Origin of the sequence: Pantoea sp. GM_Pan_3 (genome assembly GCF_026541045.1) — a bacterium.
Lineage (GTDB): Bacteria > Pseudomonadota > Gammaproteobacteria > Enterobacterales > Enterobacteriaceae > Pantoea > Pantoea anthophila.
This window is the reverse complement of sequence record NZ_JALNVA010000001.1, coordinates 623,925-646,057: the sequence shown is the minus strand read 5'-3', so window position 1 is coordinate 646,057 and position 22,133 is coordinate 623,925. Positions and strand designations below refer to the sequence as shown.

At 51.6% G+C, this 22,133-nt stretch carries 32 protein-coding genes; 24 read left to right on the top strand and 8 right to left on the bottom strand.

Annotation, left to right across the window (positions count from 1 at the left end):
• The first annotated feature begins 49 nt into the window (after positions 1-49).
• Together OXR04_RS03020 and OXR04_RS03015 are read left to right on the top strand one after the other, a co-directional pair.
• Positions 50-667: a hypothetical protein gene (locus OXR04_RS03020; RefSeq protein WP_267369224.1), complete on the top strand. Its 618-nt coding sequence runs from the start codon at positions 50-52 to the stop codon at positions 665-667.
• Complete coding sequence (locus OXR04_RS03015) at positions 660-1,145, top strand: NUDIX domain-containing protein (protein WP_267369223.1); 486 nt, start codon at positions 660-662, stop codon at positions 1,143-1,145. The genes OXR04_RS03020 and OXR04_RS03015 overlap by 8 nt, the downstream gene beginning before the upstream one ends.
• 94 nt (positions 1,146-1,239) lie before the next feature.
• Here the strand turns inward: OXR04_RS03015 and OXR04_RS03010 are convergent, their stop codons facing one another.
• The 7 genes from OXR04_RS03010 to OXR04_RS02980 form a co-directional block, all read right to left on the bottom strand.
• The gene (locus OXR04_RS03010) at positions 1,240-1,464 is read right to left on the bottom strand and encodes a hypothetical protein (RefSeq protein WP_267369222.1); all 225 of its coding nucleotides are present in this window, start codon (positions 1,462-1,464) and stop codon (positions 1,240-1,242) included.
• Entirely contained in the window at positions 1,461-1,613 is a 153-nt protein-coding gene (locus tag OXR04_RS03005) for a hypothetical protein (RefSeq protein WP_158001807.1), read from the bottom strand. The genes OXR04_RS03010 and OXR04_RS03005 overlap by 4 nt, the downstream gene beginning before the upstream one ends.
• Positions 1,606-2,310, bottom strand: a complete 705-nt coding sequence (locus OXR04_RS03000; protein ID WP_267369221.1) for a replication protein P — start codon at positions 2,308-2,310, stop codon at positions 1,606-1,608. Before OXR04_RS03000 ends, OXR04_RS03005 begins: the two co-directional genes overlap by 8 nt.
• Positions 2,307-3,161, bottom strand: coding sequence for a replication protein (locus OXR04_RS02995; protein ID WP_267369220.1), 855 nt, complete (start codon positions 3,159-3,161; stop codon positions 2,307-2,309). Before OXR04_RS02995 ends, OXR04_RS03000 begins: the two co-directional genes overlap by 4 nt.
• Positions 3,158-3,763, bottom strand: coding sequence for a GIY-YIG nuclease family protein (locus tag OXR04_RS02990; protein WP_267369219.1), 606 nt, complete (start codon positions 3,761-3,763; stop codon positions 3,158-3,160). The genes OXR04_RS02995 and OXR04_RS02990 overlap by 4 nt, the downstream gene beginning before the upstream one ends.
• A 34-nt stretch (positions 3,764-3,797) precedes the next feature.
• Positions 3,798-4,067 carry a CII family transcriptional regulator gene (locus OXR04_RS02985; RefSeq protein ID WP_267369218.1) on the bottom strand — a complete coding sequence of 90 codons (270 nt, stop codon included), beginning with the start codon at positions 4,065-4,067 and terminating at the stop codon, positions 3,798-3,800.
• A gap of 115 nt (positions 4,068-4,182) precedes the next feature.
• A complete protein-coding gene (locus OXR04_RS02980) occupies positions 4,183-4,416 on the bottom strand; it encodes a transcriptional regulator (RefSeq protein ID WP_110330457.1) in 234 nt (77 codons plus the stop codon).
• Between the two features lie 114 nt (positions 4,417-4,530).
• Here OXR04_RS02980 and OXR04_RS02975 point away from each other — a divergent pair, with 114 nt between their 5' ends.
• The 18 genes from OXR04_RS02975 to OXR04_RS02890 all read left to right on the top strand — a co-directional run bounded on the left by OXR04_RS02975 (position 4,531) and on the right by OXR04_RS02890 (position 16,493).
• Complete coding sequence (locus OXR04_RS02975; protein WP_267369217.1) at positions 4,531-5,211, top strand: XRE family transcriptional regulator; 681 nt, start codon at positions 4,531-4,533, stop codon at positions 5,209-5,211.
• Between the two features lie 516 nt (positions 5,212-5,727).
• Entirely contained in the window at positions 5,728-6,141 is a 414-nt protein-coding gene (locus OXR04_RS02970) for a helix-turn-helix transcriptional regulator (protein ID WP_267369216.1), read from the top strand.
• Positions 6,131-6,532 carry a hypothetical protein gene (locus OXR04_RS02965; RefSeq protein ID WP_267369215.1) on the top strand — a complete coding sequence of 134 codons (402 nt, stop codon included), beginning with the start codon at positions 6,131-6,133 and terminating at the stop codon, positions 6,530-6,532. Before OXR04_RS02970 ends, OXR04_RS02965 begins: the two co-directional genes overlap by 11 nt.
• A 456-nt stretch (positions 6,533-6,988) precedes the next feature.
• Positions 6,989-7,282, top strand: a complete 294-nt coding sequence (locus OXR04_RS02960) for a regulator (RefSeq protein ID WP_267369214.1) — start codon at positions 6,989-6,991, stop codon at positions 7,280-7,282.
• A gap of 3 nt (positions 7,283-7,285) precedes the next feature.
• Entirely contained in the window at positions 7,286-7,588 is a 303-nt protein-coding gene (locus OXR04_RS02955) for a hypothetical protein (RefSeq protein ID WP_267369213.1), read from the top strand.
• 110 nt (positions 7,589-7,698) lie between these two features.
• Positions 7,699-7,992 carry a hypothetical protein gene (locus tag OXR04_RS02950; protein ID WP_267369212.1) on the top strand — a complete coding sequence of 98 codons (294 nt, stop codon included), beginning with the start codon at positions 7,699-7,701 and terminating at the stop codon, positions 7,990-7,992.
• A gap of 19 nt (positions 7,993-8,011) precedes the next feature.
• Complete coding sequence (locus OXR04_RS02945) at positions 8,012-8,263, top strand: hypothetical protein (protein WP_267369211.1); 252 nt, start codon at positions 8,012-8,014, stop codon at positions 8,261-8,263.
• A gap of 150 nt (positions 8,264-8,413) precedes the next feature.
• Positions 8,414-8,551 carry a protease FtsH-inhibitory lysogeny factor CIII gene (locus OXR04_RS02940; RefSeq protein ID WP_267369210.1) on the top strand — a complete coding sequence of 46 codons (138 nt, stop codon included), beginning with the start codon at positions 8,414-8,416 and terminating at the stop codon, positions 8,549-8,551.
• Between the two features lie 112 nt (positions 8,552-8,663).
• Positions 8,664-8,975 carry a hypothetical protein gene (locus tag OXR04_RS02935; RefSeq protein WP_267369209.1) on the top strand — a complete coding sequence of 104 codons (312 nt, stop codon included), beginning with the start codon at positions 8,664-8,666 and terminating at the stop codon, positions 8,973-8,975.
• The gene (locus OXR04_RS02930) at positions 8,975-9,793 is read left to right on the top strand and encodes a PD-(D/E)XK nuclease-like domain-containing protein (protein WP_267369208.1); all 819 of its coding nucleotides are present in this window, start codon (positions 8,975-8,977) and stop codon (positions 9,791-9,793) included. The genes OXR04_RS02935 and OXR04_RS02930 overlap by 1 nt, the downstream gene beginning before the upstream one ends.
• On the top strand, positions 9,790-10,689 hold the full coding sequence (locus tag OXR04_RS02925) for a RecT family recombinase (RefSeq protein ID WP_267369207.1): 900 nt from the start codon (positions 9,790-9,792) through the stop codon (positions 10,687-10,689). Before OXR04_RS02930 ends, OXR04_RS02925 begins: the two co-directional genes overlap by 4 nt.
• A 409-nt stretch (positions 10,690-11,098) precedes the next feature.
• Positions 11,099-11,518 (top strand): hypothetical protein, encoded by a 420-nt coding sequence (locus OXR04_RS02920; RefSeq protein ID WP_129062951.1) that lies wholly within the window; start codon positions 11,099-11,101, stop codon positions 11,516-11,518.
• A gap of 320 nt (positions 11,519-11,838) precedes the next feature.
• Entirely contained in the window at positions 11,839-13,500 is a 1,662-nt protein-coding gene (locus tag OXR04_RS02915) for a methyl-accepting chemotaxis protein (protein ID WP_267369206.1), read from the top strand.
• Between the two features lie 279 nt (positions 13,501-13,779).
• Positions 13,780-14,112 (top strand): hypothetical protein, encoded by a 333-nt coding sequence (locus OXR04_RS02910; RefSeq protein WP_267369205.1) that lies wholly within the window; start codon positions 13,780-13,782, stop codon positions 14,110-14,112.
• A gap of 220 nt (positions 14,113-14,332) precedes the next feature.
• Positions 14,333-14,641, top strand: coding sequence for a hypothetical protein (locus tag OXR04_RS02905; protein WP_267369204.1), 309 nt, complete (start codon positions 14,333-14,335; stop codon positions 14,639-14,641).
• Between the two features lie 98 nt (positions 14,642-14,739).
• Complete coding sequence (locus tag OXR04_RS21560; RefSeq protein WP_267369203.1) at positions 14,740-15,090, top strand: helix-turn-helix domain-containing protein; 351 nt, start codon at positions 14,740-14,742, stop codon at positions 15,088-15,090.
• On the top strand, positions 14,973-16,130 hold the full coding sequence (locus tag OXR04_RS02895; protein ID WP_267369547.1) for a site-specific integrase: 1,158 nt from the start codon (positions 14,973-14,975) through the stop codon (positions 16,128-16,130). Before OXR04_RS21560 ends, OXR04_RS02895 begins: the two co-directional genes overlap by 118 nt.
• Positions 16,131-16,139: 9 nt before the next feature.
• A complete protein-coding gene (locus OXR04_RS02890; protein WP_267369202.1) occupies positions 16,140-16,493 on the top strand; it encodes a RidA family protein in 354 nt (117 codons plus the stop codon).
• A gap of 12 nt (positions 16,494-16,505) precedes the next feature.
• On the opposite strand, the gene OXR04_RS02885 is transcribed toward OXR04_RS02890, so the two are convergent.
• Positions 16,506-16,700 (bottom strand): YoaH family protein, encoded by a 195-nt coding sequence (locus OXR04_RS02885; RefSeq protein ID WP_267369201.1) that lies wholly within the window; start codon positions 16,698-16,700, stop codon positions 16,506-16,508.
• 110 nt (positions 16,701-16,810) lie between these two features.
• Here OXR04_RS02885 and pabB point away from each other — a divergent pair, with 110 nt between their 5' ends.
• From pabB to OXR04_RS02865, 4 genes are all read left to right on the top strand, one after another.
• Positions 16,811-18,190 carry an aminodeoxychorismate synthase component 1 gene (pabB, locus tag OXR04_RS02880; RefSeq protein ID WP_267369200.1) on the top strand — a complete coding sequence of 460 codons (1,380 nt, stop codon included), beginning with the start codon at positions 16,811-16,813 and terminating at the stop codon, positions 18,188-18,190.
• Entirely contained in the window at positions 18,174-18,737 is a 564-nt protein-coding gene (locus tag OXR04_RS02875) for a CoA pyrophosphatase (RefSeq protein ID WP_267369199.1), read from the top strand. Before pabB ends, OXR04_RS02875 begins: the two co-directional genes overlap by 17 nt.
• A 185-nt stretch (positions 18,738-18,922) precedes the next feature.
• Positions 18,923-20,287 carry an L-serine ammonia-lyase gene (locus tag OXR04_RS02870; RefSeq protein WP_046101949.1) on the top strand — a complete coding sequence of 455 codons (1,365 nt, stop codon included), beginning with the start codon at positions 18,923-18,925 and terminating at the stop codon, positions 20,285-20,287.
• A 224-nt stretch (positions 20,288-20,511) separates the two neighbouring features.
• Positions 20,512-22,080 (top strand): cyclic diguanylate phosphodiesterase, encoded by a 1,569-nt coding sequence (locus OXR04_RS02865; RefSeq protein ID WP_058957301.1) that lies wholly within the window; start codon positions 20,512-20,514, stop codon positions 22,078-22,080.
• Positions 22,081-22,133: the final 53 nt, after the last annotated feature.

Here is a 22,133-nt window from a genome sequence, read left to right as displayed (position 1 = left end):
GCAAAAAATATCATAAGAAATATTTTGAAAGTTCAATTTAGGAGCTCCAATGTTAGTCACAAAAGATTTTCTGATGTCCGTTTATGAAAGATGTCATGAACACATAAAAGAGCAGTCTTCTAAAAGAGATCAAACTATTGCCTTCTATCTTGTTATCTTGTCTTTTTACATTGGATCATACGCATCTTTCACTAAAATGATTTCAAGCCAACATTCAGCTATTTTTCTGAATTTAGTTATTTGCATGATCGGCGGCATGACTATTAGAACTCTTTCTGGTTTACGCTCGTGGCATATGCAATACACTTACTCTGCGTTAGTTCTCAATAAAATCCTTTCAAGGGAAGATTTTGATCTCTCTACAATAAATCAGAAAATAAAAGATTTGTTCATTGAAAAAAACAATAAAGATAAAGATATGAGTTTTCGTACAATGCTAAAGGGTGTTGAGAATAGAGTTATATTTTGCATGATCCTTATATCTGGCTTTCCGGTAACCATCCTTGTTAAAGAAATCCTCTTATCATTAAAACTGAACGATCAGACAATAACCGCCACAGCTAAGATTTTATGTTATGTGATTTACGTAATTTTTTACCTCTATAACACGAGAAAAGTGATACGCAACTCATCAATAAAACCCACATGGATTGTCAATTTTGAATAAAATTATTTTCGAAAACAATATGCTATCAGTTTCAGTTGATAAACTGAGGTACCTTAAGCTACATCAAAAAAATGGTGGTGTTGTAATAATCCCCTCCTTCAAAAATAAACTTGCAATTATTCAACACTCTAGAAGTGGTGAGATTTTATATGAGTTTCCCCGCGGATTTCTTGAGTTTGGTGAAACTCACTTAACTGGCGGCGAAAGAGAACTGAAAGAGGAACTGAATTTAGAATCTTCTAACAGTTGTTTACTTGGACAGCTATTGACCGACTCAGGGTTAATCTCAGATAACATCCAAGCAATCCTTTGTGAAATAGATGATATAAGCCACCTATCCCTTCAAATAAATGAAGGCATCGTGGGCTGTAAATTCTACTCACGTGAAGAGATCTTTAATATGATAAAACAAGGTTTAATAAAAGATAACTTCACCCTATCATCCTTTCTGTTATTGATTACTAAAACCTCAGATTGAAATTGCTTGTGGCGATTGCTTGAAAAGATCCCTGCTCTTTGTAAGTTGAATTATTAAAGCGGAGGCATGAGTGCATATTACACTTTCCTGATAATTACTCATGCTGCGTTCCGATTTTATGATCCAACTGCTGCTCGAACTCAGCATCGACAATCAGGTCATGCGCTTCACGCGCCAGCATGTCGATAGCATTCAGGTGGGCCCGGAACTGTTCCGGCTTCAGGTCGCGCTTCTTCGCCAGGTCGATGATTGCCAGCTGCAGATTGCGGGCCTGACGAATCAGCGGTTGTGTGATTACCAGTTGAGTTACCTGTGTCATGCTGCGCTCTCCCTACCCTCAAGCCAGAAGAAAAACGCCCGGTCCACAACGGCATCCTGATAGCCAAGGTGTGATCGGGTCAGGTTGTGCTTGTCACCGTGTACGCTGCGATACAGGCGCTCAAAGCGGATGCGGTTCATCTCAGTCATGGCGGCCACCTTTCAGGCCAAAGCGGCGGCGAATGTCGGCAAGATGATCCAGTGCCTTTTCGTTACCGGTTGGGATGTGGAGTTGAGGAATCTGTTTGCGCGGTGGCGGGATGACCTCACCAGACTCAATGCGGCGGGACATCTTGCGCAGCTCATCGCCCAGGCGTTTGCGGCATTCCGCATCCGTCAGGTTGAATGAGCGCATCTGGTTGTAGACCGCTGTCACCATGTGGAAACAGGCCGGGCTTTCCCACGGAAACTCCTCGCTGCTGTCGTACATGCCACGATCCCGGCAGTACAGGCGGAACATGTCATACAGTTCTTCGTCGGCTGGCAAACCCGCGGCGCGATGTTCGCCCTGCTTGCACCACTCGATAAACTGGCCGGGCGATGGCAGGAACGGCGAACCACTGGCGCGGGCCAGCTTCATGCCTGCTGACAGCTGCTGCTTGTTGTGAATGCCGTTCTCCGCGAAAGCGGCAATCCACTGGCGTTTCGCTGCTGCTTCGTCGTTTGGATTGCGCCATGCCGTGCTTACCGATGCCGGAAACACCTGCTTCAGGTTCGAAAAGAGAGCATCGACAAGGCGCTCAACATCTTCATGCACTCCACGCTCAACCGGGCGCGGACCATCTCCTGCAATGCGAGCCAGTGCGCCTGCATCACGGTTCTGAATTGCTGATACGAGATTTCTCATAGGAATTCATTCTCCCAGGCTTCGCGGCTGTTCCAGTGCTGAGCGGGTTGCTGAACTGGAAGCTGCTTGCGAATAGGAAACTTCGGTTTGAACAGGCCTTGGTAGCCGTTCGCTATGCTGGCGTTGATGACGTCAACCGGATCGTGTCCGTTATCAAGACAGTCTTTCAGGACGCCAAAAGCCTTAGTGACGGTCATCTCAGTCTTAATTGGCTTTTTGGCCTCCTGTCGGTACTTCACCCATTCATGCCAAGCCTGTTGGTTAAGCCATTCAGGAACAGGTACCGATAGGGGGTCAAACTTCGATGATTCCCCCTTGGGGGATTTAGGGGGTAGTTTTTTTTTATCTGTCTTTGGAAGAATGTCTTTGGTGTTCCCTGATTTCGGGGATGCCTCTCCCTGATTCCGGGGATGGTTATCCCTGTTTTCAGGGATGGTTTTGGTATCCCTTTTTTCGGGGATGGTTACCGCAGCCACTGGCTTCTTGTAAGCCCATTTTTCCAAGTCTGTATTGATGCCAATATAGCGTGTCTGCCCTATGCGTCTCATCGTCAGAATCTGCCGCTCTGCAAGGTTGTTCACTGCTTCCGATGAGTGCTTAACGCTCAGGTCGGTTGTGTCGGCAATGAGGCTATTCGTTATCCTGTCCTCTTTTTTCGACCATCCATATGTCAGGCGGATAATTGAGTTCAGAACTCGAAATTCGCGGCCTGACAGCTCAACCTTGCAAAGTGCATCCTGAATCTGATTAGCCAGTCGCAGAAAGCCGTTTTCAAGGTCGGCCACATGACCTCCTGGCTTATCTGGTATGAGTTGTTTATTGATGAAATCAACACGTTTCAGGTTGCTCATTCAGGCACCTCCTCGTCAGCACCAACGAGACGGATACCGTTGTTATGAACAACCAGAGCGCCGCCATTCTCTGTCATTTTCTTAATCACAAGGCAACCAAGGCAGAGGACAATATCAACTACTTCTTCTCTGCCGCCGTAAGCACTAACACCTAGAGACTCAAGTGCTTCGTATGGGTCAGGTGTTTTAAAAGTGTCGAGAGAAACGAGGTTGTAGTAGCTGGATATTTGGTCAACATCTATCGCGCCGCCGTTAGGGATGACCTGATCACAAACCTCGTCAATCACTTCAATACTCGCTTTAAAAAACTCTCGGCCTTGATTAACCCGGTAGCGAGACAGGAGCTGGTGAATCTGTTTTTCATGCTCCCAAGGATTATTTGTTCTAAACCTACTGATAACGATGAATGGAGTTGGTACGCCAGTAGATCCGGATAACTCTTTCGCGCGCTTTTCCGGAGAAGTGTTTGTCATGCCGACTTTATAAACACCCGGCATGCTTTCATTAGCTAATACGTAAACCCATCCGCAAGGGGTAAACCCCTCAGGAATAGGCATTGATTCATGGGATGTTAATTTGAGAATGTCATTCAAATCTGCCATAATTACTCCTGTGAATTGATCCAGTCATTTCGCATCAGGCCTCTAGCGTTCCAGCGCTCGGGGCCTTTTCTTTTCCCATCGCAGCTGCAACCGCTTGCCTAGCTACTTCTGCAATCAGACTTGTTTCCCACACCTTCTCCAGCAGCACGAAAACCGTCGCCATATCGCGCAGGTTTAACCGGCTAACCTTCGATTCATGCCATCCGGCCTCATCAGCCAGAACGCGTTGCCCTTTGTGAGTCAGGCGGCTGCGTAATTCTGTTTCTACTTCGTTGATCAACTTGCTATTTCTTGCGTGTTCCATGATTGATAATTTCCATGTAGGTAAATGATTGCGTGACATTGCGGTGAGCAAATCACTTGGGTTTAAAAGTTCCCCGCGTTGGCGGCGGGCTAGATTGTGTAAAGAGCGGTGATTCTTAAGCTGCCGTAGCACGCTGTGGTGCAAAAACTAAGCTTTCCTTCTTCACCGGCGTGTAATCGGTGAATTTCTTTGTGGCTTCCTCGATTGCCTGGGCTTTACCTGGTGATGCTCGGCGGAATCCATATGCAATTTGGTCGAGGTAGCCAACAGATGTTTTCGCTAGTACAGCAAGGCTGATCCAGTCTTCAGCTGAAGATTCCTTGCGCCAGCGGAGCAGTTCATTACCCATTGGTGCCTCCTGTTTAACTTCAAAGCTAAGTTTAGCGTTATGCTAAATAACTAACAAGCAGTATTTAGCAAAATGCATATTTATCGCATTGCTAAATAGTGTGAGAATCAGGCCATGGAAAATAAAAGCGTCAGAAAAACCAATCTCAATAACCTCCTTAAGAGGCATCTTGAGAGCGATGGCAATACAAAGGCTGGATTCGCAGAGCTTTTGGGCATCAGTGCGTCCCAATTTAGTCAGCTGCTTGGGGAGAATAGTGTTAGGAACATCGGGGATAAGATGGCGAGGAAAATTGAAGTGGCTTTGAAGCTGCCCAATGCCTGGCTTGACTCCATCCACGAAGATCAGCCACAGGTTGACGCCAACGTTTCAAACCCTCGGGACTACAAGCCGACTGCACGCTACCCCGTTTTAAGCAAGGTTCAGGCTGGCGCATGGGATGAAGCCTGTGAACCCTATACGATTAAGGATGTCGATATGTGGCTTGAATCTGATGCACATACGCAAGGAGAGGCTTTCTGGTTGCAGGTGGAAGGCGATTCAATGACTGCGCCGATCGGCCTTAGCATTCCGGCAGGAACGTTCGTGCTGTTCGACACTGGGCGTGAAGCGATCAACGGTAGCCTGGTCGTGGCAAAGCTGACCGATGACAACGAAGCAACCTTTAAGAAGCTCATCATCGACGGCAGCCAAAAGTACCTGAAAGGGCTCAACCCTCAGTGGCCTATGGTGCCGGTTAACGGTAACTGTAAGGTACTGGGTGTGGCGATAGAGACTAAAATGAAATTAGTGTGAATTTTTTCATAAAGATTTCTGTACTATTACCGATACCATTTGAAAACATATTTAAGAACATCTTCATTCCCTTGTTAGAATGGAAAGGTTAACATATATATTAACTATGGAACGTTGATATGGTTCAGAGCGTATACAAAGGCGAGTGCCATACCGTAGTTCACTGTGTAGGAGCTCTTAAGACTTTAAAGATTGCCATCAAGAGTGTGACGCCTGCTAAGAAGCAAGCTTCGATGATGGCTTCACTGCAAGTCCAAATCGAGCGGCTCTCCTCCGGAAAAAGGAGCGCAGATCTCAGCGTTAGGAAGGAGGGAGTACTTCCTTCATACAAAGGAAAGCCTGCAAAAAACTTTTGGGCTATCAAACGGATTCCTATCAGGGGCTACTACTGGGAATCTGAAAGGATGTTTATGACGTACTTTATAAGTCATTACATTTACAAAGATTTTGACGATTTACACGATTCAGATGTCACTAAAGTATGCAACAATTGGGATCGAATCGAGAGAGGACAACATGACTGTTGAAAATTTTGATGAAGACTTCGCATTCCCCCACGTCAGTGAGGCTTTACTTGCTAGAGAAAGACTGATTTTCAATACTACAGAAGATCTGCTTCTTGCCATGCAGGATAGTGGTATGAGCCGTGCAGATATTGCAAAAAAAATGGGAAGGTCAAAATCTTTCATCACACAAGTTCTCGACGGAACCAGGAATCTTACACTCAAAACATTATCGGATATCACATTCGCTCTTGGTGCAGAGGTTAGGCTTACAATCACCAGAAATGGTAGAGATGTATCACATGCTATTGTGCCGGAAAGGCAGTGCTACGAAACCAAATCCAGCAATGTAGAAGCACCACGCAAAGAAACCATCAAGATAGTTATTGCTACTAAACATATGGATTATGTGCAAAATGTTGCTTGAGGAACTAAAGCTGATTGAAGCTGCTGCTACCGGAATTTCTTTTGAACACCATGTGCTCCAGTCAGGGCAAGGGCAGATCAAGATAGAGTATGGTGAGATCGAATTTGAGGGAGGTAACTCTTTAGTAAACGACGAATCCAAATCCACCCTCCATGTCAAAGTCGCACCATCCATCACTGGTTACAGGGAAGATGCTGAGGGCGCAGATTTTATATTAAAAATCAACATGCGATTGCTTTATGTTTATCCATCAAATCAAGAATTAACGGAAGAGTTCCTTCAAAAAAATAGTTGGTACTTTGGTTCATTTATCAGAACCTACTTCAAGTTCTACGCCGATGGCATCCTCAGTAACACAACGCTCCAAGGCATTCAGTTGGCTTATAACTGACACATATCTGAACTAGCCCGCCATTTCGCGGGCTTTTTTGTGCCTGAAATGTCGTGAAATGCAAATTGTTGAATGGTTATTTCCTTAATCATCACAGAGCACGTATCCTCACTGTCGTCAGCAGCTGCTGACAGATGGACTTGCCCCAATTGAACGAATTCAAGCCCGTGTAACGCGGGCTTTTTTGTGCCTGCAGATCCCACTTCGCAAAAATAAATCCCTTTCTAAATCATTTAGCTAAATCTCACACTCAAATTATTTAGCATTTTGATATTGCCATTCATTTAGCATAACGCTAAATTAAATCCCATCAGCAGGACGCACTACTCACCAGGACGGTGATGCTCTTTAACAACATTGCAGCGCTGACAAAGCGCCAACTAACCAAACGAGATGACTTTGGATTGTCTATCGGCTTACCAGTCGGCAGTACCAAAACCATCTCAGGAGGCAACCATGACAGTTATTACTTACGGTACATCGGTTAAAGAGAACGCCAAATCACGCCGCCATGCTCGTCGCCGTGCGGTGGCAATGGATCGTGAACGCATCGAATCAATCATTGACACAGTTTTCGGCATCGAGCCGGAGGTTGTGGCGGTTGAGGTTAAGCACATCAGCCGCATCGAGAAAGCTTGCTCCTCCCCTTCTCTGCGTGACAGGCATGAGAGCACATCACAGTGCTTACCGGAGATAGCTATTTTTGCAGCGGGCTATCGCAACTCAAAAGACATCGTAACGGCGAGGTGATTTATGCAAGCAATGGAAGTTCAGCGCGACGAGTATGGTTACTGGACACATCCAGAGTACGACGCTTTCTGCGACGGTAGAGAATCCATTTCAAGTGATGAGATGGATAAGTGGATGACTGAAAAAGGTCTTGAGTGGGGCGTTGAGTATCGTGATGAGGATGATATCGATCCGGACGATGACGGCGCTGACATCTCACCCTGGGAGCCATCGGGATTAAAGGGTGAGGGCTGGTTTGTTGGCTCAATCCATGACTCAGAAGACGGCGCTGTTTGTATCTGGCTCCGACACAAACAGGTCGATTAGGCGGCCTTTTTCACATCTGGAGGCACCATGTTAAGCGACAGTGATTATTGCATCGGCTGGATAGCCATTGGCGTGCTGATGGTGCTGGGGATTATAGCGGGAGGGAATGTATGAGTGAATTTAAGGGCACGCCGGGGCCGTGGGCCAGTAAAGATGTTCACATTTGCCAGCAGGATAAAGCTGGTCTGCAGATTGGATTTTTAATGACGTCTTCTGATGAGCGACGTAAGGAAGGCGCAGCTAATGCGCATCTGATAGCCGCAGCACCTGAGCTTCTTGAGGCGCTTCAGCTTTTAATGTCAGAACAAAGTGGCGGCGACAAATCATGCGGGCATAACGGATCCACATGCACGTGCCCATATGACAAAGCGAAAGCAGCAATTAGCAAGGCATTTGGCCAGTAACCACTACAGGAGAGAGAGGATGCCGATTGTTTACATCACGAAGTATGCGCTTACGACTGGGATAATTAAGGCTGAAGGCAGGATTTCGGATGACATGGTGGTTTACACCCCAAAGGGTGGAGGATTCAGACAGTATGCTCACGGAAAGGATTTTCATTTTACTGAAGAAGATGCGCGATCGCGTGCTGAAGAAATGCGAATCGCAAAGCTGAAGTCTCTAGACAGGCAGGCCAAGAAAGTTTCCGCAATGAAATTCGAAATAGTCGAGTGACACCGTAAAGCTGTCTGCCTAGACGGCTTTGAGGTGCTACGCACCAACGCTGAGATTTCAGCAGGATAGATAACCAGAACGTAACACACCTTATGGGGCCGCAATGGCCCCTTCTTTTTACACCAACCCTATCGAATCAAGGAACCCACGATGAACTATGCCATCGCGGGCGGCGCCATCGTGGGCGCTGCTCAGTTAAACGAATCACTGCTCGACACCATTACCCGCCGCCTCCGCACTGGCTGGCGCAACCTTATCGACACCCTAAACCACCCAGGGAGACCTTAATCATGAAATCACGTTACTTCACGAAGGCTCAGGAGCTTTCGAGAGAGGCTCACCTGTTTGGTGATGGCGCCAAGTGGGCGATGGCAATGCGGTTACTGCGGAGAGCAATGCAATGAGACTGAACAGAACGGCCCGGAATGAGGTGCAGGATATTGCTGACAGCCTGCCAGAAAGCGAGCTGGATCTTATTGCTGCTGAAGTCGATGCGCGGATGGGTCAGCACAAGACAAACCCGCTGATGCCAGCGCTGTGCGCCTTCCTGACGCGACATTACGGCTACCCGGCTATCGAGATGTTCGATGAAGACGACGAGCAGCATGAGGCCGCCGAGGCGTTTTTGCGTGAGGCGATGGTTCGGGTTGCGCGGCGTGAAGTGGCGATCGAAATCTACCGCAACAAACACGGAAATCAGGAGGCGGCGTAATGCAGCCTGGCATCTACTACGACATCAGCAACGAGGACTATCACGACGGCCCGGGAATCAGTAAATCGCAGCTGGATGATATAGCGATTAACCCGGCCATATTCCAGTGGCGCAAGGATGCGCCTGAAGACGGAGAGAAAAAGTCGGCGCTCGACATGGGAACGGCGCTGCATTGCCTGCTGCTGGAGCCTGAAGAGTTCGACAAGCGGTTTATCGTTGCTCCTGAGTTCAACCGCCGTACGACAGCCGGCAAGGAGGATGAAAAGCAGTTCCTGAAGGATTGTGCAAGCAGCGGCATGACAGTAATGGATGCTGAACAGGGACGAAAGCTGAAGCTGATGCGCGCCAGCGCCCTCGCCCACCCTGCGGCCCGATGGTTACTTGAAGCTGAAGGCCATCAGGAGGCATCAATCTACTGGAACGACGAGCAGACCGGCGAGCTTTGCAGGATACGCCCGGACAAATTCCTGTCGGGCCAGCCCGTTATCGTCGACGTGAAGAAGGTCGCTGATATCTCCCGCTTCGCCCGCCACGTTGAAGAGTTCCGCTACCACGTTCAGGACGCCTATTACCGCGAGGGCTTCAGTAAGCACTTCGGCGAGTATCCGCTATTCGTTTTCATCGCTGTCAGTGAGTCGATCGACTGCGGCCGCTATCCGGTGCGTACCTTTCAGTTGCAGGAAGACGATGTTGCCGTGGGCTACGACCTTTTTCGCCGAAACCTTGATACCTATCACGAATGCATGCTGTCCGGTAACTGGGGCGGCATCGAAGAAATTACACGCCCGGACTGGGCCAAGAAAAAGGATTACGCATGAGTAACGAAATCATCACAGCGCCGGTCAACGAGGCTGATACCAAGGCAGCCATCTTCAGCCCCAGCGGATTGCAGAAGCTGCAGGCTTTTGCGGAAGTCATGGCGCAGGGTAAAGCAACGGTTCCCGCTCACCTGTCTGGCAAGCCTGCTGACTGTCTGGCGATCGCACTGCAGGCCGCACAGTGGGGCATGAACCCGTACGCTGTGGCACAGAAAACGCATCTGGTAAACGGCACACTGGGTTATGAAGCTCAGCTGGTCAACGCGGTCATTACCAGCTCTACGGCCGTTAAGGGTCGTTTCAAATACGAGTACGGCGGCGACTGGGAGAAGTTTAAACCGGGTGCGGCCAACGTCTCTAACGAGCGCGGGCTGTCTGTGCGCGTCGGTGCAGTGCTGAAAGGTGAATCGGAAATCACCTGGGGTGAGCCGCTTTATATGGAATACGTCACCACGCGCAACTCCCCTCTCTGGAAGACGGCACCAAAACAGCAGCTGGCATACCTGGCCGTTAAGTACTGGGCGCGCCTGTACTGCCCTGACGTGATTCTCGGCGTTTACACGCCGGACGAGTTTGAGCCGGCGCAGCGCTCAGAACGTGACGTGACACCGGCACGTAGCCGTGCTGACCTGAATAACCTGATTAACAGCAAGCCTGAAACACAGCAGCCTGAGCGCGAAATCAACCCAGCGACGAATACCAGTGCAGCAGCGCGCACGCCGGATGAACTGCTGGCCGATTTTACCACTGCGGCCGCAGAAGCTGAAAACGCTGCAGGCCTTAACCGCTGCTATAAGTACGCGGCGCGCATGCTGGCGAGCGAGGATGAAATTCTTGAAAAGGCCACCGATGTTTATCTGCTTCGTAAAGCGGAGATTGAAGAGGCGCTTAGCTAATCACAGGAGAAGATATGCAATCACCTGAATACCGGCGGCGCGGGAATCAGTTAACCTTAGGCCGCCGCTGGTCACCCGATGAGATAGGTCTTCTTAAAGAGTTGGCAGCAACCATCCCACCAAAACTTATAGCCCGACAGCTCAACCGCTCATATGAATCTGTACGACAGCGCGCCAGTCGTAGCCGGATACGTTTTCTGGTAGAGCGAAGCAAAGCCAACGATGGCACTAAGCCAAATTTATGACACAAAAATACTGTACATATAAACAGTACTTAGCTTTCAAATTTCTTTGCTAAAGAGTAATGTGACTATGTAAGGCAAGAACATAACCTACTGACGGTAAATGATTTTAATTGATGTAGGCCAGTAGAAATCAATTTGGTAATTTCACATAAAAGGAATCAACTATGGCTGACACAACACAATTAGCACAACAAGCTATCGATAGCGTAAACCAGCTTAAGGAAATGGCTGATCAGGCGGGACAAAGCCAGGCAGCGTATGAAGAGCTGTATGAGGAAAATACACGCCTGAATTCCGAGGTAGATTCACTCAAAGAAAATCTTTCGGACTTGAGTGAGGTTTTCCATCAGAAAGTCATCGAAGAAGACGATTACCTCAGTTACGCGGAGGACATGCTGAAAGATATCAGCAACATGATCGACAATGGTGAGCTTAGCCCTCTTTCGATTGAAAAAGCAGAAACGCTACGCATGACTTTGTGGGTGGTGGCATCCATCCGAACCAGCAATCAAAATAACGATCCCCGCCGTCCGGGCGATTCGCCTAAGCGGACGCTGCGTCAGGTTGCCGGTTACGATGACTGATCTGATTAAAACCTTTAAGCCGCCTACGGGCGGTTTTTTTTATTGCCTGATATCTAACTATTTTCGCCGCGACATTGAGCCTGAAAGCGGCATTCAAACCTGAATGCTTACTTATCATCAGTCTCATTCACTTGATGCAGTATGGGAAGAATGGGGTTTAGTTTCCTCCTTGTGCTATCAGCAGACATTTCTATAACTCATCGCACTAATTTACATGTCTGAAATAACTTTCCCTGCTTTTTTGCCGATATATATGCTGCAGGTTTTCTTTTTCCCATATTTTACACAGCATCAGTAACTTACAATGGCAGGAATATGACATGACAATAACACAGCGATTGTTGCTCACCTTTTCACTTCTCTCTACTGCGTTGGTCGCGATGGTAATTGTGGCCGTCGTAGTTGCCGGTGGGTTTCAGTCCCGCTTTCAGTATGTGCAGGAAAACACCGTTCCCTCCATTATGGACCTGGGAAAGCTGACAGACGGCAGTAACTCCCTCATTATCTGGCTCTACCGGCATCAGAGCGCCACAGAGTCACGCAAACAGGCCGAAATCGAGAAAAAGATTGATGAAACTATTGGTAATATCAAATCACTGAATCAGTACTACCTGAATAACGACATATCAAACGAGCAGGATCGGCAACTGACCGAGGCGGCTTTTTCAACTATCAAACAGATTGAATCCTCACTTCCGGCGTTTCTTGCCGGCTCACGTGCGCAAAATGATGCTGTTTCGCTGGGCGCGCTTCAGAGCAATGATGGTATTGGAGAAGCGGTACGCCAGCTGATTGCAGGCTACAGGAAGCAGCTGCAACTGAATGTGGACATTGGTAAGAGCCTGCGGGAGCAAAACGACCGGATTTATCAGGTCACACTCTGGGGTCTGCTGGGAGGCTCAGCGCTGGCCATTTCAGTACTGGCTTTCTTTACGCTGAAAACTGTTTTCGCCATCCGGCGCCAGCTTAACGGTATGCGCAAGACCATGGAAACTGCTAGCGAGCGTCTTGACCTGTCCCTCAGGGCTGACGAGTCGCGGCGTGATGAAATCGGACTGACAGCTAAAGCGTTCAACCACCTGATTGAAAACGTCTCTGCCTCGCTGTTGAAAGTGGAGGCATCTGCACAGTCCGTTAGCTCTGCCTCGGCGCAGATATCGGCCGGTAATGAAGACCTTTCCTCGCGGACTGAGGAACAGGCGGCCTCCCTGGAGCAGACGGCAGCGAGCATGTCTGAACTCAGTGAAACGGTTCGTCAGACAGCAGAAAACACGGTTCTCGCCAGTCAGCTGGCGAAGAACGCCCGGGATATATCAGAAGACAGCGCCGGCCGGGTGCGCACGCTGCTGGGTACAATGGGAGACATCAGGGGCAGCTCTGCAAAGATTACGGATATTATTGCACTCATTGAAGGAATTGCTTTCCAGACCAATATTCTGGCGCTGAACGCTGCTGTAGAGGCCGCGCGAGCCGGAGAGCAGGGCCGGGGCTTTGCGGTCGTGGCGGGTGAAGTCCGCAATCTTGCGCAGCGGTCATCATCTTCGGCCCGCGAAATCAAAGAGCTCATCGAATCATCCATAAACTATGTGGAGGCCGGAGCGACCCAGGCTGAGGGCGTGGGTAATAATATCTCACGCATGAATGATGCCGTGCGGCAGGTCACTGACCTGGTAGATGAGATATCCGTTGCCGCCAGAGAACAGTCTCAGGGGATAGAGCAGGTTCATCTGGCCGTCAACCAGATGGATGATGTCACGCAGCAGAACGCAGCACTGGTTGAAGAGGCGTCGGCTGCATCATGTTCGCTGATGGAACAGGCAACCTCACTTAACCAGCTTGTCAGAGCTTTTACCCTGGTTCCGGCATCAAAAACGTCAGGTACTACTCGCACTGACGCAGTCCGTCAGGTACGTACGAAGACTGTATTGCGTTCTGCTCCGGCCGCTGTGACGGCGGGTGACGATAACTGGCAGAGTTTCTGATGAGCGTTGAAAAATAAAATGCCATCAGCACTCATGCGGGAAAGAATGCCGCCGATAGTGCTTATATCCCTTGCAGGGATTTACATAAAGACCTGAGACACTGTGTTTCTTTGGCTCCCATTCGGGGGCCATTTTTTTGACCTGCATTGTTTTTGACTTACCTGGCCTTTGCCATAACGGCGATTGCGGAGAGAAGACCAAGAAGGGTTTCTTCTGCTGCAGCGAGTGCCGGGAAGATTACGAGCGCATTGAGCGGGCTAAGCAGCAAAGGAGAGTAGCATGAGCATTGAATGGAATGGAGAAGGTTTGCCGCTGGTTGGGTGCGAGTGTGAAGTTAAGCGTGCGCTGGATTGGATGCCATGCAAAATCTTATTCATATCAGAGCACCACGTCGTCCTTAAGTCCAAGGAAGAAATTTGTTGGCAAACTCAATCATGCGAGTTCCGCCCCATGCGCACTGAAGCAGAGAGAAAGCGTGAAGAATTTGCAAAAGCACTTTGCGATCATCTGGACGACTTAACTGACTGGGATTCTCCTGTGGGCAAAGTTCATGCATTTGCTATTTTCGACGCCATCGCCGCCGGCAAAATCCCCCACATCACCCTGAAGTAACCCCCACCCACCCTATTCATTATTGCGCTCTAACAGGTCAGATCAAATCAGTCTGTTTTTTGGTGCTTTTCACACCTATGCGCTTGATAAATATAGTTAATTAAGGGTGATCAAAGTGAACATATGTAAGAACACTTGCAACCACCCAACTATATGTTTTTAAACAGCTAATTACCAAAACCTTCCATTTTTACGATCGCGCTTTGCGTGAGGAGTTGTTATGTCTGATGATGCACTTTATGCCTGGCTAAAAAGCGGCAATTACATGCCGCCTGAGTTCCGCGACTTCCATGACCAGAAAGATCTGTTCAAGGCCATGCACAACACAATACAGAATGCGAACGAGAATGGTAATGCACGTGACGGTCATATCTATGTCGTCGATACCTTTCTCTGGTACATGGCCCGCTGTGGGTACACGCTGCAGAGGTGCAGGAAAAGCCTTCCCTTTAAAGAATTCGATATAGACCTATCAAAGTACCGATCAGATCTGGCTGCAAGTATGAACTCAATTATGCCGCCGTCATGAACACCATCCACGACATCTCCCCCGGCGAGTTCCTCACATGGCTCGCCTTTTTTAATTTGCATCCTGCTAGCTCTGTGCTGGCCGTATAAGGAGTAGATATGGAAACCTATGCTCTGTCTATGGATGAGGCATGCGCGTTCCTCGGCATTTCCCGCCCCACCTGTCAGCAGTGGATTCGCACCGGCAGGCTGTTGGCAACGCGCAAAGACCCGTCCAAACCGAGGTCTCCCTACCTCCTCACCCGTCAGGCCTGTATTGCCGCTCTCAACAATCCAATGCACACTGTCGCTGTGAGCGCGGCAGATAAACATGAGGAGAAAAAATCATGTCGATCTTCCGCAGAGGTGAAATTTGGTACGCCAGTTTCACAACGGCGGGCGGAAAAAGAATTAAGCAATCTCTTGGCACGTCCGACAAACAGCAGGCGCAAGAACTCCATGACAAGCTGAAAGCTGACTCCTGGAGGCATTTGAAAATGGGCGAACCTGTCTCAATGACATTTGAGGAGGCATGCGTCCGTTGGGTACATGAAAAAGCAGAAAAGAAATCTCTCTGGGATGATAAAGATCAGATTTCGTTCTGGCTCCCCTTCCTGAAAGGAAGGCAGCTCAGAGACATCACGGAGCGGGAGATTTATTCAGCTGTAGCAAAGGTTGAAAATCGTAATCACCTGAACAGGTGGAAGAAGCAGGTCGCAGCCTGCATCAGGAAGGGGAAGGAGCCGCCAGTTTATGAGCCTAAACTGGCAACCCTTGGCACAAAGATCAAGCGACTGTCTTTCCTCAGATCCCTTCTGCGAGCAGCCGAGCGAGAATGGCGGGTACTGGAAAAGGCACCGCTGGTAAAAGTTCCGGTAGCTAAGGAGAGGCGCATAAGATGGCTGAAACCAGAAGAGGCTCAAAGACTAATCAGTGAGTGTTCTGAGCCACTGAAGTCCACGGTTGAGTTTGCTCTTTCGACAGGGTTGCGCAGGTCGAACATAACAAATCTCAAATGGGAGCAGATTGACCTGCAAAAACGTATGGCGTGGATTTATGCGGATGAAAGCAAATCAGGAAGGGCAATTGGCGTTGCCCTCAATGATACGGCCTGCGCAGTTCTGAGAAAGAACATTGGCAGGCATCAGGAGTACGTTTTTGTTTACGTGGAGACTAAGAAGGATAGTAGCGGAGAAACATTAAAGGTCACACGTCCAGTTAGCAGCAATGCAAATAAAGGATGGAAAGCGGCATTACGCAGAGCAGGCATTGAGGACTTCAGGTTTCATGACCTGCGGCATACCTGGGCTTCCTGGCTGATCATGTCCGGCGTGCCTATCTCTGTTTTGCAGGAGATGGGCGGATGGCAGACCATTGACATGGTACGCAGATACGCACACTTCTCGTCAGGTCATTTGTCCCAGCATGCGAAGCTGATTGATGATATTTTTATGAAGAATGTCCCAAATATGTCCCACTCCACTTTGAGGAATGGAACTCAAGATGATTAAGGTAATGATATGTCTAAAGAAATAATCAGAGTTGAGCCGGTAGAACATCGCATGTCCGAAGCCGTGATTCACAATGACACGATCTACTACACCAGCGTGCCGGAAAACCTGGACGCCGACGCCGAAGCGCAGACGGCCAATGCGCTGGCGGTGATTGATGCGATGCTGACGCGTCTCGGCAGTGACAAGAGCAAAATTCTTGATGCCACGCTGTTTCTGGTGGATAAGGCTGATTTCCCTGCCATGAACCGCGCCTGGGACGCCTGGGTCTCTCCCGGTAATGCACCGGTGCGCTGTACGGTTCAGGCCGGGCTGTTAAATCCAAAGTACAAAATTGAGATAAAAATTATCGCTGCACGTTAAGCAGAGCGGGCGTTATTCTTCTTCGTTTTCGTCATCTTCGTTGTCGAAGAGCGCCCGGATCTGCTCGCCCGAGTGAGTCTGCCGGATCTCCTGCGCCACCTGGGCGATGGCCTGACCACTCGATAAACCCCCTGCCATCAATTCCTGAATACGCTCGACGGCCTGCTGCTGCTGCTCATGAGAGAGCGCCGGTAATCCTGTAAACATGTTTTACTCCTGTATTGGGTCAGACAGTATCCCACGCGGAACTAACAGGTGCCAGTCAGGAAAAAATATGTCAGTCTGACCGCCTCTTTGCTTGCTGATTTTTCTGCCCGATGATTGTTGAAACCCTCACGCTTGATTATACCCCGGATGCGCTGACCCGGCGTTTTGCCCCCATTGCCCATCTGCCCTGGGCGATGCTGCTCTCCTCCGCCCAGGCCAGCCACAGCGATAACCGCTTTGATATTCTGACGGCTAATCCCCGCGCCACCCTGGTGACCCGCGGGGCGATCACCTCGATCAGCGATCGCAGCGGCACCCGTGAATCGGCCGCCGACCCTCTGCTGCTGGTGCAGCAGCAGTGCGATGCGCTGGGCGTGACGCCTGCCGCCAGTGAGACGCTGCCGTTTCAGGGCGGCGCGCTGGGTCTGTTTGGCTACGACCTGGGCCGCCGGTTTGAAACGCTGCCCGCCAGGGCCGAGGCCGACCTCATCACGCCCGATATGGCCGTAGGGATCTATGACTGGGCGCTGATTGCCGATCACCATCAGCAGACCCTGACCCTGGTGGCGCTGGAGGCGGCGCAGGCGCGGCTCGCCTGGCTGACACAGTGGCCCGCGCGTGAGGCGCTGCCCTTTTCACTGAAAAGCGGCTGGCGTTCTAATCTGAGCTACGCCGACTATGCCGCCCGCTTCGCGGCGGTTCAGGACTATATCCAGGCCGGTGACTGCTACCAGGTTAATCTGGCACAGCGTTTTCAGGCGGCTTATCAGGGAGATGAGTGGCAGGCGTTCTGTCAGCTGAATGACGCTAACCGTGCGCCGTTCAGCGCTTTTCTTCGCCTGCCGGAGAGTGCCATCCTCAGCCTGTCGCCGGAGCGTTTCCTGTCGCTGAATAACCGGCACATCGAAACCCGACCGATCAAGGGAACCCGGCCACGCTGCGCAGACCCGATAGCGGATGCGCAGCAGGCGGAGGCGCTGCGCCATGCGGAGAAAGATCGGGCCGAGAACCTGATGATCGTCGACTTACTGCGTAATGACATTGGCCGCGTGGCGCAGCCCGGCTCCGTTACCGTGCCGGCACTGTTTGAGGTGGAACCCTTCCCCGCCGTGCATCATCTGGTGAGTACGGTTCGTGCGCGGCTGCCCGCCTCTCTGCAGGCCACCGACCTGCTGCGGGCCTGTTTTCCGGGAGGCTCGATTACCGGCGCGCCCAAGATCCGGGCCATGGAGATCATCGATGAGCTGGAGCCCCAGCGGCGCAATGCCTGGTGCGGCAGCATTGGCTATCTCAGCCTCTGCGGGCGGATGGATAGCAGCATCACCATTCGCACCCTGATTGCCGAGGGCCAGCAGCTCTACTGTGCAGCCGGTGGCGGTCTGGTGGCAGACAGCGATCCGCACGCGGAATATCAGGAGACGCTGGATAAAGTGAGCCGGATCTTACCGGCACTGGAACAATCGGGAGGTTCAGTTGGCTCTGACGCTTGAGACTTTTCGCTGCCGCTTTCTGTTGCAGCAGCCGGCGCGCACGACGCAGCGCCTCTCTGGCCGGCACGCGGCAGTCCTCGTGCCCATCGTGGCGCGGCCTGAGCCGGGCCTGTTGCTGACACAGCGCTCGCACGCCCTGCGCAAACATGCCGGACAGGTCGCCTTTCCCGGCGGAATGCAGGATGACGACGACGCCTCGCTGATCGCCACAGCACTCCGCGAGGCCCATGAAGAAGTGGGCATCGAACCGCAGCAGGTCGAGATACTCGGTTCGCTGCCTGCGGTGACCAGCAGTACCGGCTTTCAGGTGACGCCGGTGCTGGGGATCATTCCGGCCAGTCTGCGTTTAACCCTCAACCCGGATGAGGTGCACAGCGCCTTTGAGATGCCGCTGGCTGAGGCGTTACGGCTCAGCCGCTACAGTTCGCTGGAGGTTCAGCGTGCCGGTGTCCGGCACCCGGTCTGGCTGTCACGTTATCAGGATTATCTGGTGTGGGGGATGACCGCCGGAATAATCCGCGCACTGAGCACGCAGATCGCTTTCTGACCCCTTTTTCCGCCCGATCCTCCCGGAAGCCCGTCAACTCCCTGCCGGGCCCCGCTATAATATTTTCTATCGGTTTTGATAAGTTTATTTCATGCGAAAAGCTGCTCTTTTCCGGTGCATGACCATTACTATTAGCGCCATAAACTGCCCCGGCAGAGTGAGAATAATTGTGAGGAGTGTCACCTGTGATTAGTGTTTTCGACATGTTCAAAGTGGGCATCGGCCCCTCGAGTTCGCATACTGTCGGCCCGATGAAAGCGGGTAAACAGTTTGTGGACTTGCTGTGCGAACAGGGAAAGCTGCAGGAGGTCACCCGAATCGCTGTAGATGTCTACGGTTCCCTGTCGCTGACCGGCAAGGGTCACCACACCGACATCGCCATCATTATGGGTCTGGCGGGCGAATCGCCGGATACCGTCGATATTGATGCGATCCCCGCCTTTATCAAAGACGTTGAGCAGCGTGAGCGACTGCTGGTGGCGAAAGGGGCACACGAAGTCGACTTCCCGCGCGAAGGCGGCATGGTGTTTCGCAGTGAGAATCTCTCGCTGCATGAAAATGGCCTGCGCCTGCTGGCTTTTGCCGGCGACCTGCTGATCCTGTCAAAAACCTACTATTCCGTGGGTGGCGGTTTCATTGTTGATGAAGAGCATTTCGGCCAGTCGGCGCTGGATGAGGTCTCGGTTCCGTGGCCGTTCCACTCTGCCAAAGATCTGCTGGCGCACTGCCGTGAAACCGGCCTGTCACTCTCCGGTCTGGTGATGAAAAATGAGCTGGCGCTGCACAGCCGCGACGAGATCCATGCCTACTTCGCCACGATCTGGCAGACGATGCAGGCCTGTATCGATCGCGGTCTGAATACCGAGGGCGTCCTGCCCGGTCCCCTGCGTGTGCCACGCCGCGCCGCGTCGCTGCGTCGCCTGCTCACCTCCTCAACGAAACACTCCAGCGACCCGATGATTGTGATCGACTGGATCAATATGTTTGCGCTGGCCGTCAATGAAGAGAACGCGGCGGGCGGCCGGGTGGTGACCGCCCCGACGAACGGTGCCTGCGGTATCGTGCCTGCGGTGCTCGCCTACTATGATCACTTTATCGAACCCGTAACGCCCGATATCTTCCTGCGTTACTTCCTCGCCTCGGGGGCGATTGGCGTTCTCTATAAGATGAACGCCTCCATCTCGGGCGCTGAAGTGGGCTGCCAGGGTGAAGTCGGCGTTGCCTGCTCCATGGCGGCGGCCGGGCTGGCAGAGCTGCTGGGCGGCAGCCCGGAGCAGGTCTGCGTGGCGGCTGAGATCGGCATGGAGCATAACCTGGGTCTGACCTGTGACCCGGTCGCCGGACAGGTGCAGGTGCCCTGCATTGAGCGTAATGCTATCGCCTCTGTCAAAGCGATTAACGCCGCGCGTATGGCCCTGCGCCGCACCAGTGAGCCGCGCGTCTCTCTGGATAAGGTTATCGAGACGATGTATGAAACCGGCAAAGACATGAATGCCAAGTATCGTGAAACCTCCCGCGGCGGTCTGGCAATTAAAGTACAGTGTGATTAAGCGAAACGTTTAAACGTTCAAATAACGTGCAAACGTAATCAAATCCGCATCCTGCGCTATCTCAGCGCAGGTTTACACGGTAGAGTATTTTCCGCGCAGCCGTCCGGCCTGCGCAGCTATCCAGACCCGCTTTTCTGCATTCCGGCCTCAATATTAATGGGGCCGTGCCGATATTAACCCCGATATTTTTTGCTTTTTTCTGGCTTTAGGGAAGGTGGATACTGATGTATATGGCCCAGCAATTTGTTGGACAATTCAGACGAAAGCGTTTGCTTATTGCACTGTCAATCGCCACCGTAGTGCTGATACTCACGCTGGCCTTTCGCTATATCGAAGAGAAGTCACGTATTGAGCAGCAGGCAATGGATTTTGCCGACAAAGCGATTATGCGCTTTGACCGGATGTTCTCGCCGCTGGAGGTATCCGCCAATAACACGTTGGGTCTGGTCGGCGTCCCCTGTCAGGACGTTCGCTTTCCGCTGATTGAAAAAATCTCTTCCCTGCAGACCGTCCGGGCGATTCTGCTGGTGGATAACGACAGCATCTACTGCTCCAGTATTTACGGGCCTCGCGCCATCCCCTTCAGCCAGACCTACCCCGATTTAGCTTTTAACAACCAGCGCATGACCCTGTCCACCGACCAATACCTGCTGAAAGGCTCGCCGGTTCTGCTGCTGTGGACCCCCAGAAGCCTCGATAACCGCGCCGGGATTCTGCAGGTAATTAACATCGAGATGATGAGCAACTATGTGCTCGAACCGCAGCTGCCCTGGGTGGAACGTGCCGTGTTCAACGTTAACGGCCAGAGTCTGGAGTATGGTAATCCCCTTATTGAGCCGACCGTACCCTCGGAAGATGAGGTGAGCTATGAGCAGGGCTCGCTGCGTTACCCCTTTACTCTGACGCTCTATGGCCCCTCACCGACCCGACTGGCGCTGGCAACCCTGCCCTCGCAACTGCCGCTGGCGCTGCTGCTCAGTCTGCTGATGGGCTACATTGTCTGGCTGGCGACCGCAAACCGGATGAGCCTGAGCTGGCAAATCAGTTATGGCATCACGGCTAATGAGTTTATGGTCTACTGTCAGCCGCTGATCAACAGCAGCAGCGGCGAGTGCGACGGCATTGAGCTGCTGCTGCGCTGGCATAACCCCCGCCAGGGCTGGATTGCACCGGATGTGTTCATCCCGCTGGCCGAACGTCAGAACCTGATTAAGCCGCTGACCCGCTTTGTGCTGAATGAGGTTGTCAGGCAGTTACCCCAGTTACCGGATGACCGCGACTTCCATATCGCTATCAACGTCGCTGCCAGCCATTTCCGGGACCGTGCCATCCTGCAGGATCTGCAGAACCTCTGGTGGCCCGCCAATCCGGTGCCGAAACTGGTGGTCGAGCTGACCGAGCGGGATGCCCTGCCGGTGGTCGATCAGTCGGTGATTGCGCAACTGCACGAGATCGGCGTGCGACTGGCAATTGACGACTTTGGCACCGGTCACAGCTCACTCTCCTATCTGAAGGATTTGCAGCCTGACGTGCTGAAGATCGACAAGATATTCACGGCGGCCATCGGCACGGACGCGATCAACGCGACGGTGACGGATATGGTGATTTCCCTGGCGCAGCGCCTGAACATCAGCCTGGTGGCCGAGGGAGTAGAAACGGCTGAGCAGGCCGCCTACCTGTGCGAACGCGGGGTGGATCATCTGCAGGGCTACTATTTCGCCCGCCCGATGCCGCTGGAGGACTTTCCGGCCTGGCTGACGCAGCACCGGCTGGAGGTGCGGCAGCCCTCATAACCGGACGCGTCGGAAGCGATGTGCCCTGGCGCTTTGCCGCACCAATAAAAAAA

Excerpts from the sequence above, each read along its gene's own strand:
- OXR04_RS02940 (WP_267369210.1), top strand. The coding sequence starts at position 8,414 with ATGAACTATGCCATCGCGGGCGGCGCCATCGTGGGCGCTGCTCAGTTA.
- OXR04_RS02920 (WP_129062951.1), top strand. The coding sequence starts at position 11,099 with ATGGCTGACACAACACAATTAGCACAACAAGCTATCGATAGCGTAAAC.
- OXR04_RS02885 (WP_267369201.1), bottom strand. The coding sequence starts at position 16,700 with ATGTTTACAGGATTACCGGCGCTCTCTCATGAGCAGCAGCAGCAGGCC.
- OXR04_RS02945 (WP_267369211.1), top strand. The coding sequence starts at position 8,012 with ATGCCGATTGTTTACATCACGAAGTATGCGCTTACGACTGGGATAATT.
- OXR04_RS02915 (WP_267369206.1), top strand. The coding sequence starts at position 11,839 with ATGACAATAACACAGCGATTGTTGCTCACCTTTTCACTTCTCTCTACT.
- OXR04_RS21560 (WP_267369203.1), top strand. The coding sequence starts at position 14,740 with ATGGAAACCTATGCTCTGTCTATGGATGAGGCATGCGCGTTCCTCGGC.
- OXR04_RS02925 (WP_267369207.1), top strand. The coding sequence starts at position 9,790 with ATGAGTAACGAAATCATCACAGCGCCGGTCAACGAGGCTGATACCAAG.
- OXR04_RS02950 (WP_267369212.1), top strand. The coding sequence starts at position 7,699 with ATGAGTGAATTTAAGGGCACGCCGGGGCCGTGGGCCAGTAAAGATGTT.
- OXR04_RS02890 (WP_267369202.1), top strand. The coding sequence starts at position 16,140 with ATGTCTAAAGAAATAATCAGAGTTGAGCCGGTAGAACATCGCATGTCC.
- OXR04_RS02985 (WP_267369218.1), bottom strand. The coding sequence starts at position 4,067 with ATGGAACACGCAAGAAATAGCAAGTTGATCAACGAAGTAGAAACAGAA.
- OXR04_RS03000 (WP_267369221.1), bottom strand. The coding sequence starts at position 2,310 with ATGAGAAATCTCGTATCAGCAATTCAGAACCGTGATGCAGGCGCACTG.
- OXR04_RS03005 (WP_158001807.1), bottom strand. The coding sequence starts at position 1,613 with ATGACTGAGATGAACCGCATCCGCTTTGAGCGCCTGTATCGCAGCGTA.
- OXR04_RS02975 (WP_267369217.1), top strand. The coding sequence starts at position 4,531 with ATGGAAAATAAAAGCGTCAGAAAAACCAATCTCAATAACCTCCTTAAG.
- OXR04_RS02960 (WP_267369214.1), top strand. The coding sequence starts at position 6,989 with ATGACAGTTATTACTTACGGTACATCGGTTAAAGAGAACGCCAAATCA.
- OXR04_RS02930 (WP_267369208.1), top strand. The coding sequence starts at position 8,975 with ATGCAGCCTGGCATCTACTACGACATCAGCAACGAGGACTATCACGAC.
- pabB (WP_267369200.1), top strand. The coding sequence starts at position 16,811 with ATGATTGTTGAAACCCTCACGCTTGATTATACCCCGGATGCGCTGACC.
- OXR04_RS03010 (WP_267369222.1), bottom strand. The coding sequence starts at position 1,464 with ATGACACAGGTAACTCAACTGGTAATCACACAACCGCTGATTCGTCAG.
- OXR04_RS03020 (WP_267369224.1), top strand. The coding sequence starts at position 50 with ATGTTAGTCACAAAAGATTTTCTGATGTCCGTTTATGAAAGATGTCAT.
- OXR04_RS02990 (WP_267369219.1), bottom strand. The coding sequence starts at position 3,763 with ATGGCAGATTTGAATGACATTCTCAAATTAACATCCCATGAATCAATG.
- OXR04_RS02980 (WP_110330457.1), bottom strand. The coding sequence starts at position 4,416 with ATGGGTAATGAACTGCTCCGCTGGCGCAAGGAATCTTCAGCTGAAGAC.
- OXR04_RS02965 (WP_267369215.1), top strand. The coding sequence starts at position 6,131 with ATGTTGCTTGAGGAACTAAAGCTGATTGAAGCTGCTGCTACCGGAATT.
- OXR04_RS02910 (WP_267369205.1), top strand. The coding sequence starts at position 13,780 with ATGAGCATTGAATGGAATGGAGAAGGTTTGCCGCTGGTTGGGTGCGAG.
- OXR04_RS02865 (WP_058957301.1), top strand. The coding sequence starts at position 20,512 with ATGTATATGGCCCAGCAATTTGTTGGACAATTCAGACGAAAGCGTTTG.
- OXR04_RS02970 (WP_267369216.1), top strand. The coding sequence starts at position 5,728 with ATGACTGTTGAAAATTTTGATGAAGACTTCGCATTCCCCCACGTCAGT.
- OXR04_RS02955 (WP_267369213.1), top strand. The coding sequence starts at position 7,286 with ATGCAAGCAATGGAAGTTCAGCGCGACGAGTATGGTTACTGGACACAT.
- OXR04_RS02995 (WP_267369220.1), bottom strand. The coding sequence starts at position 3,161 with ATGAGCAACCTGAAACGTGTTGATTTCATCAATAAACAACTCATACCA.
- OXR04_RS02935 (WP_267369209.1), top strand. The coding sequence starts at position 8,664 with ATGAGACTGAACAGAACGGCCCGGAATGAGGTGCAGGATATTGCTGAC.
- OXR04_RS02905 (WP_267369204.1), top strand. The coding sequence starts at position 14,333 with ATGTCTGATGATGCACTTTATGCCTGGCTAAAAAGCGGCAATTACATG.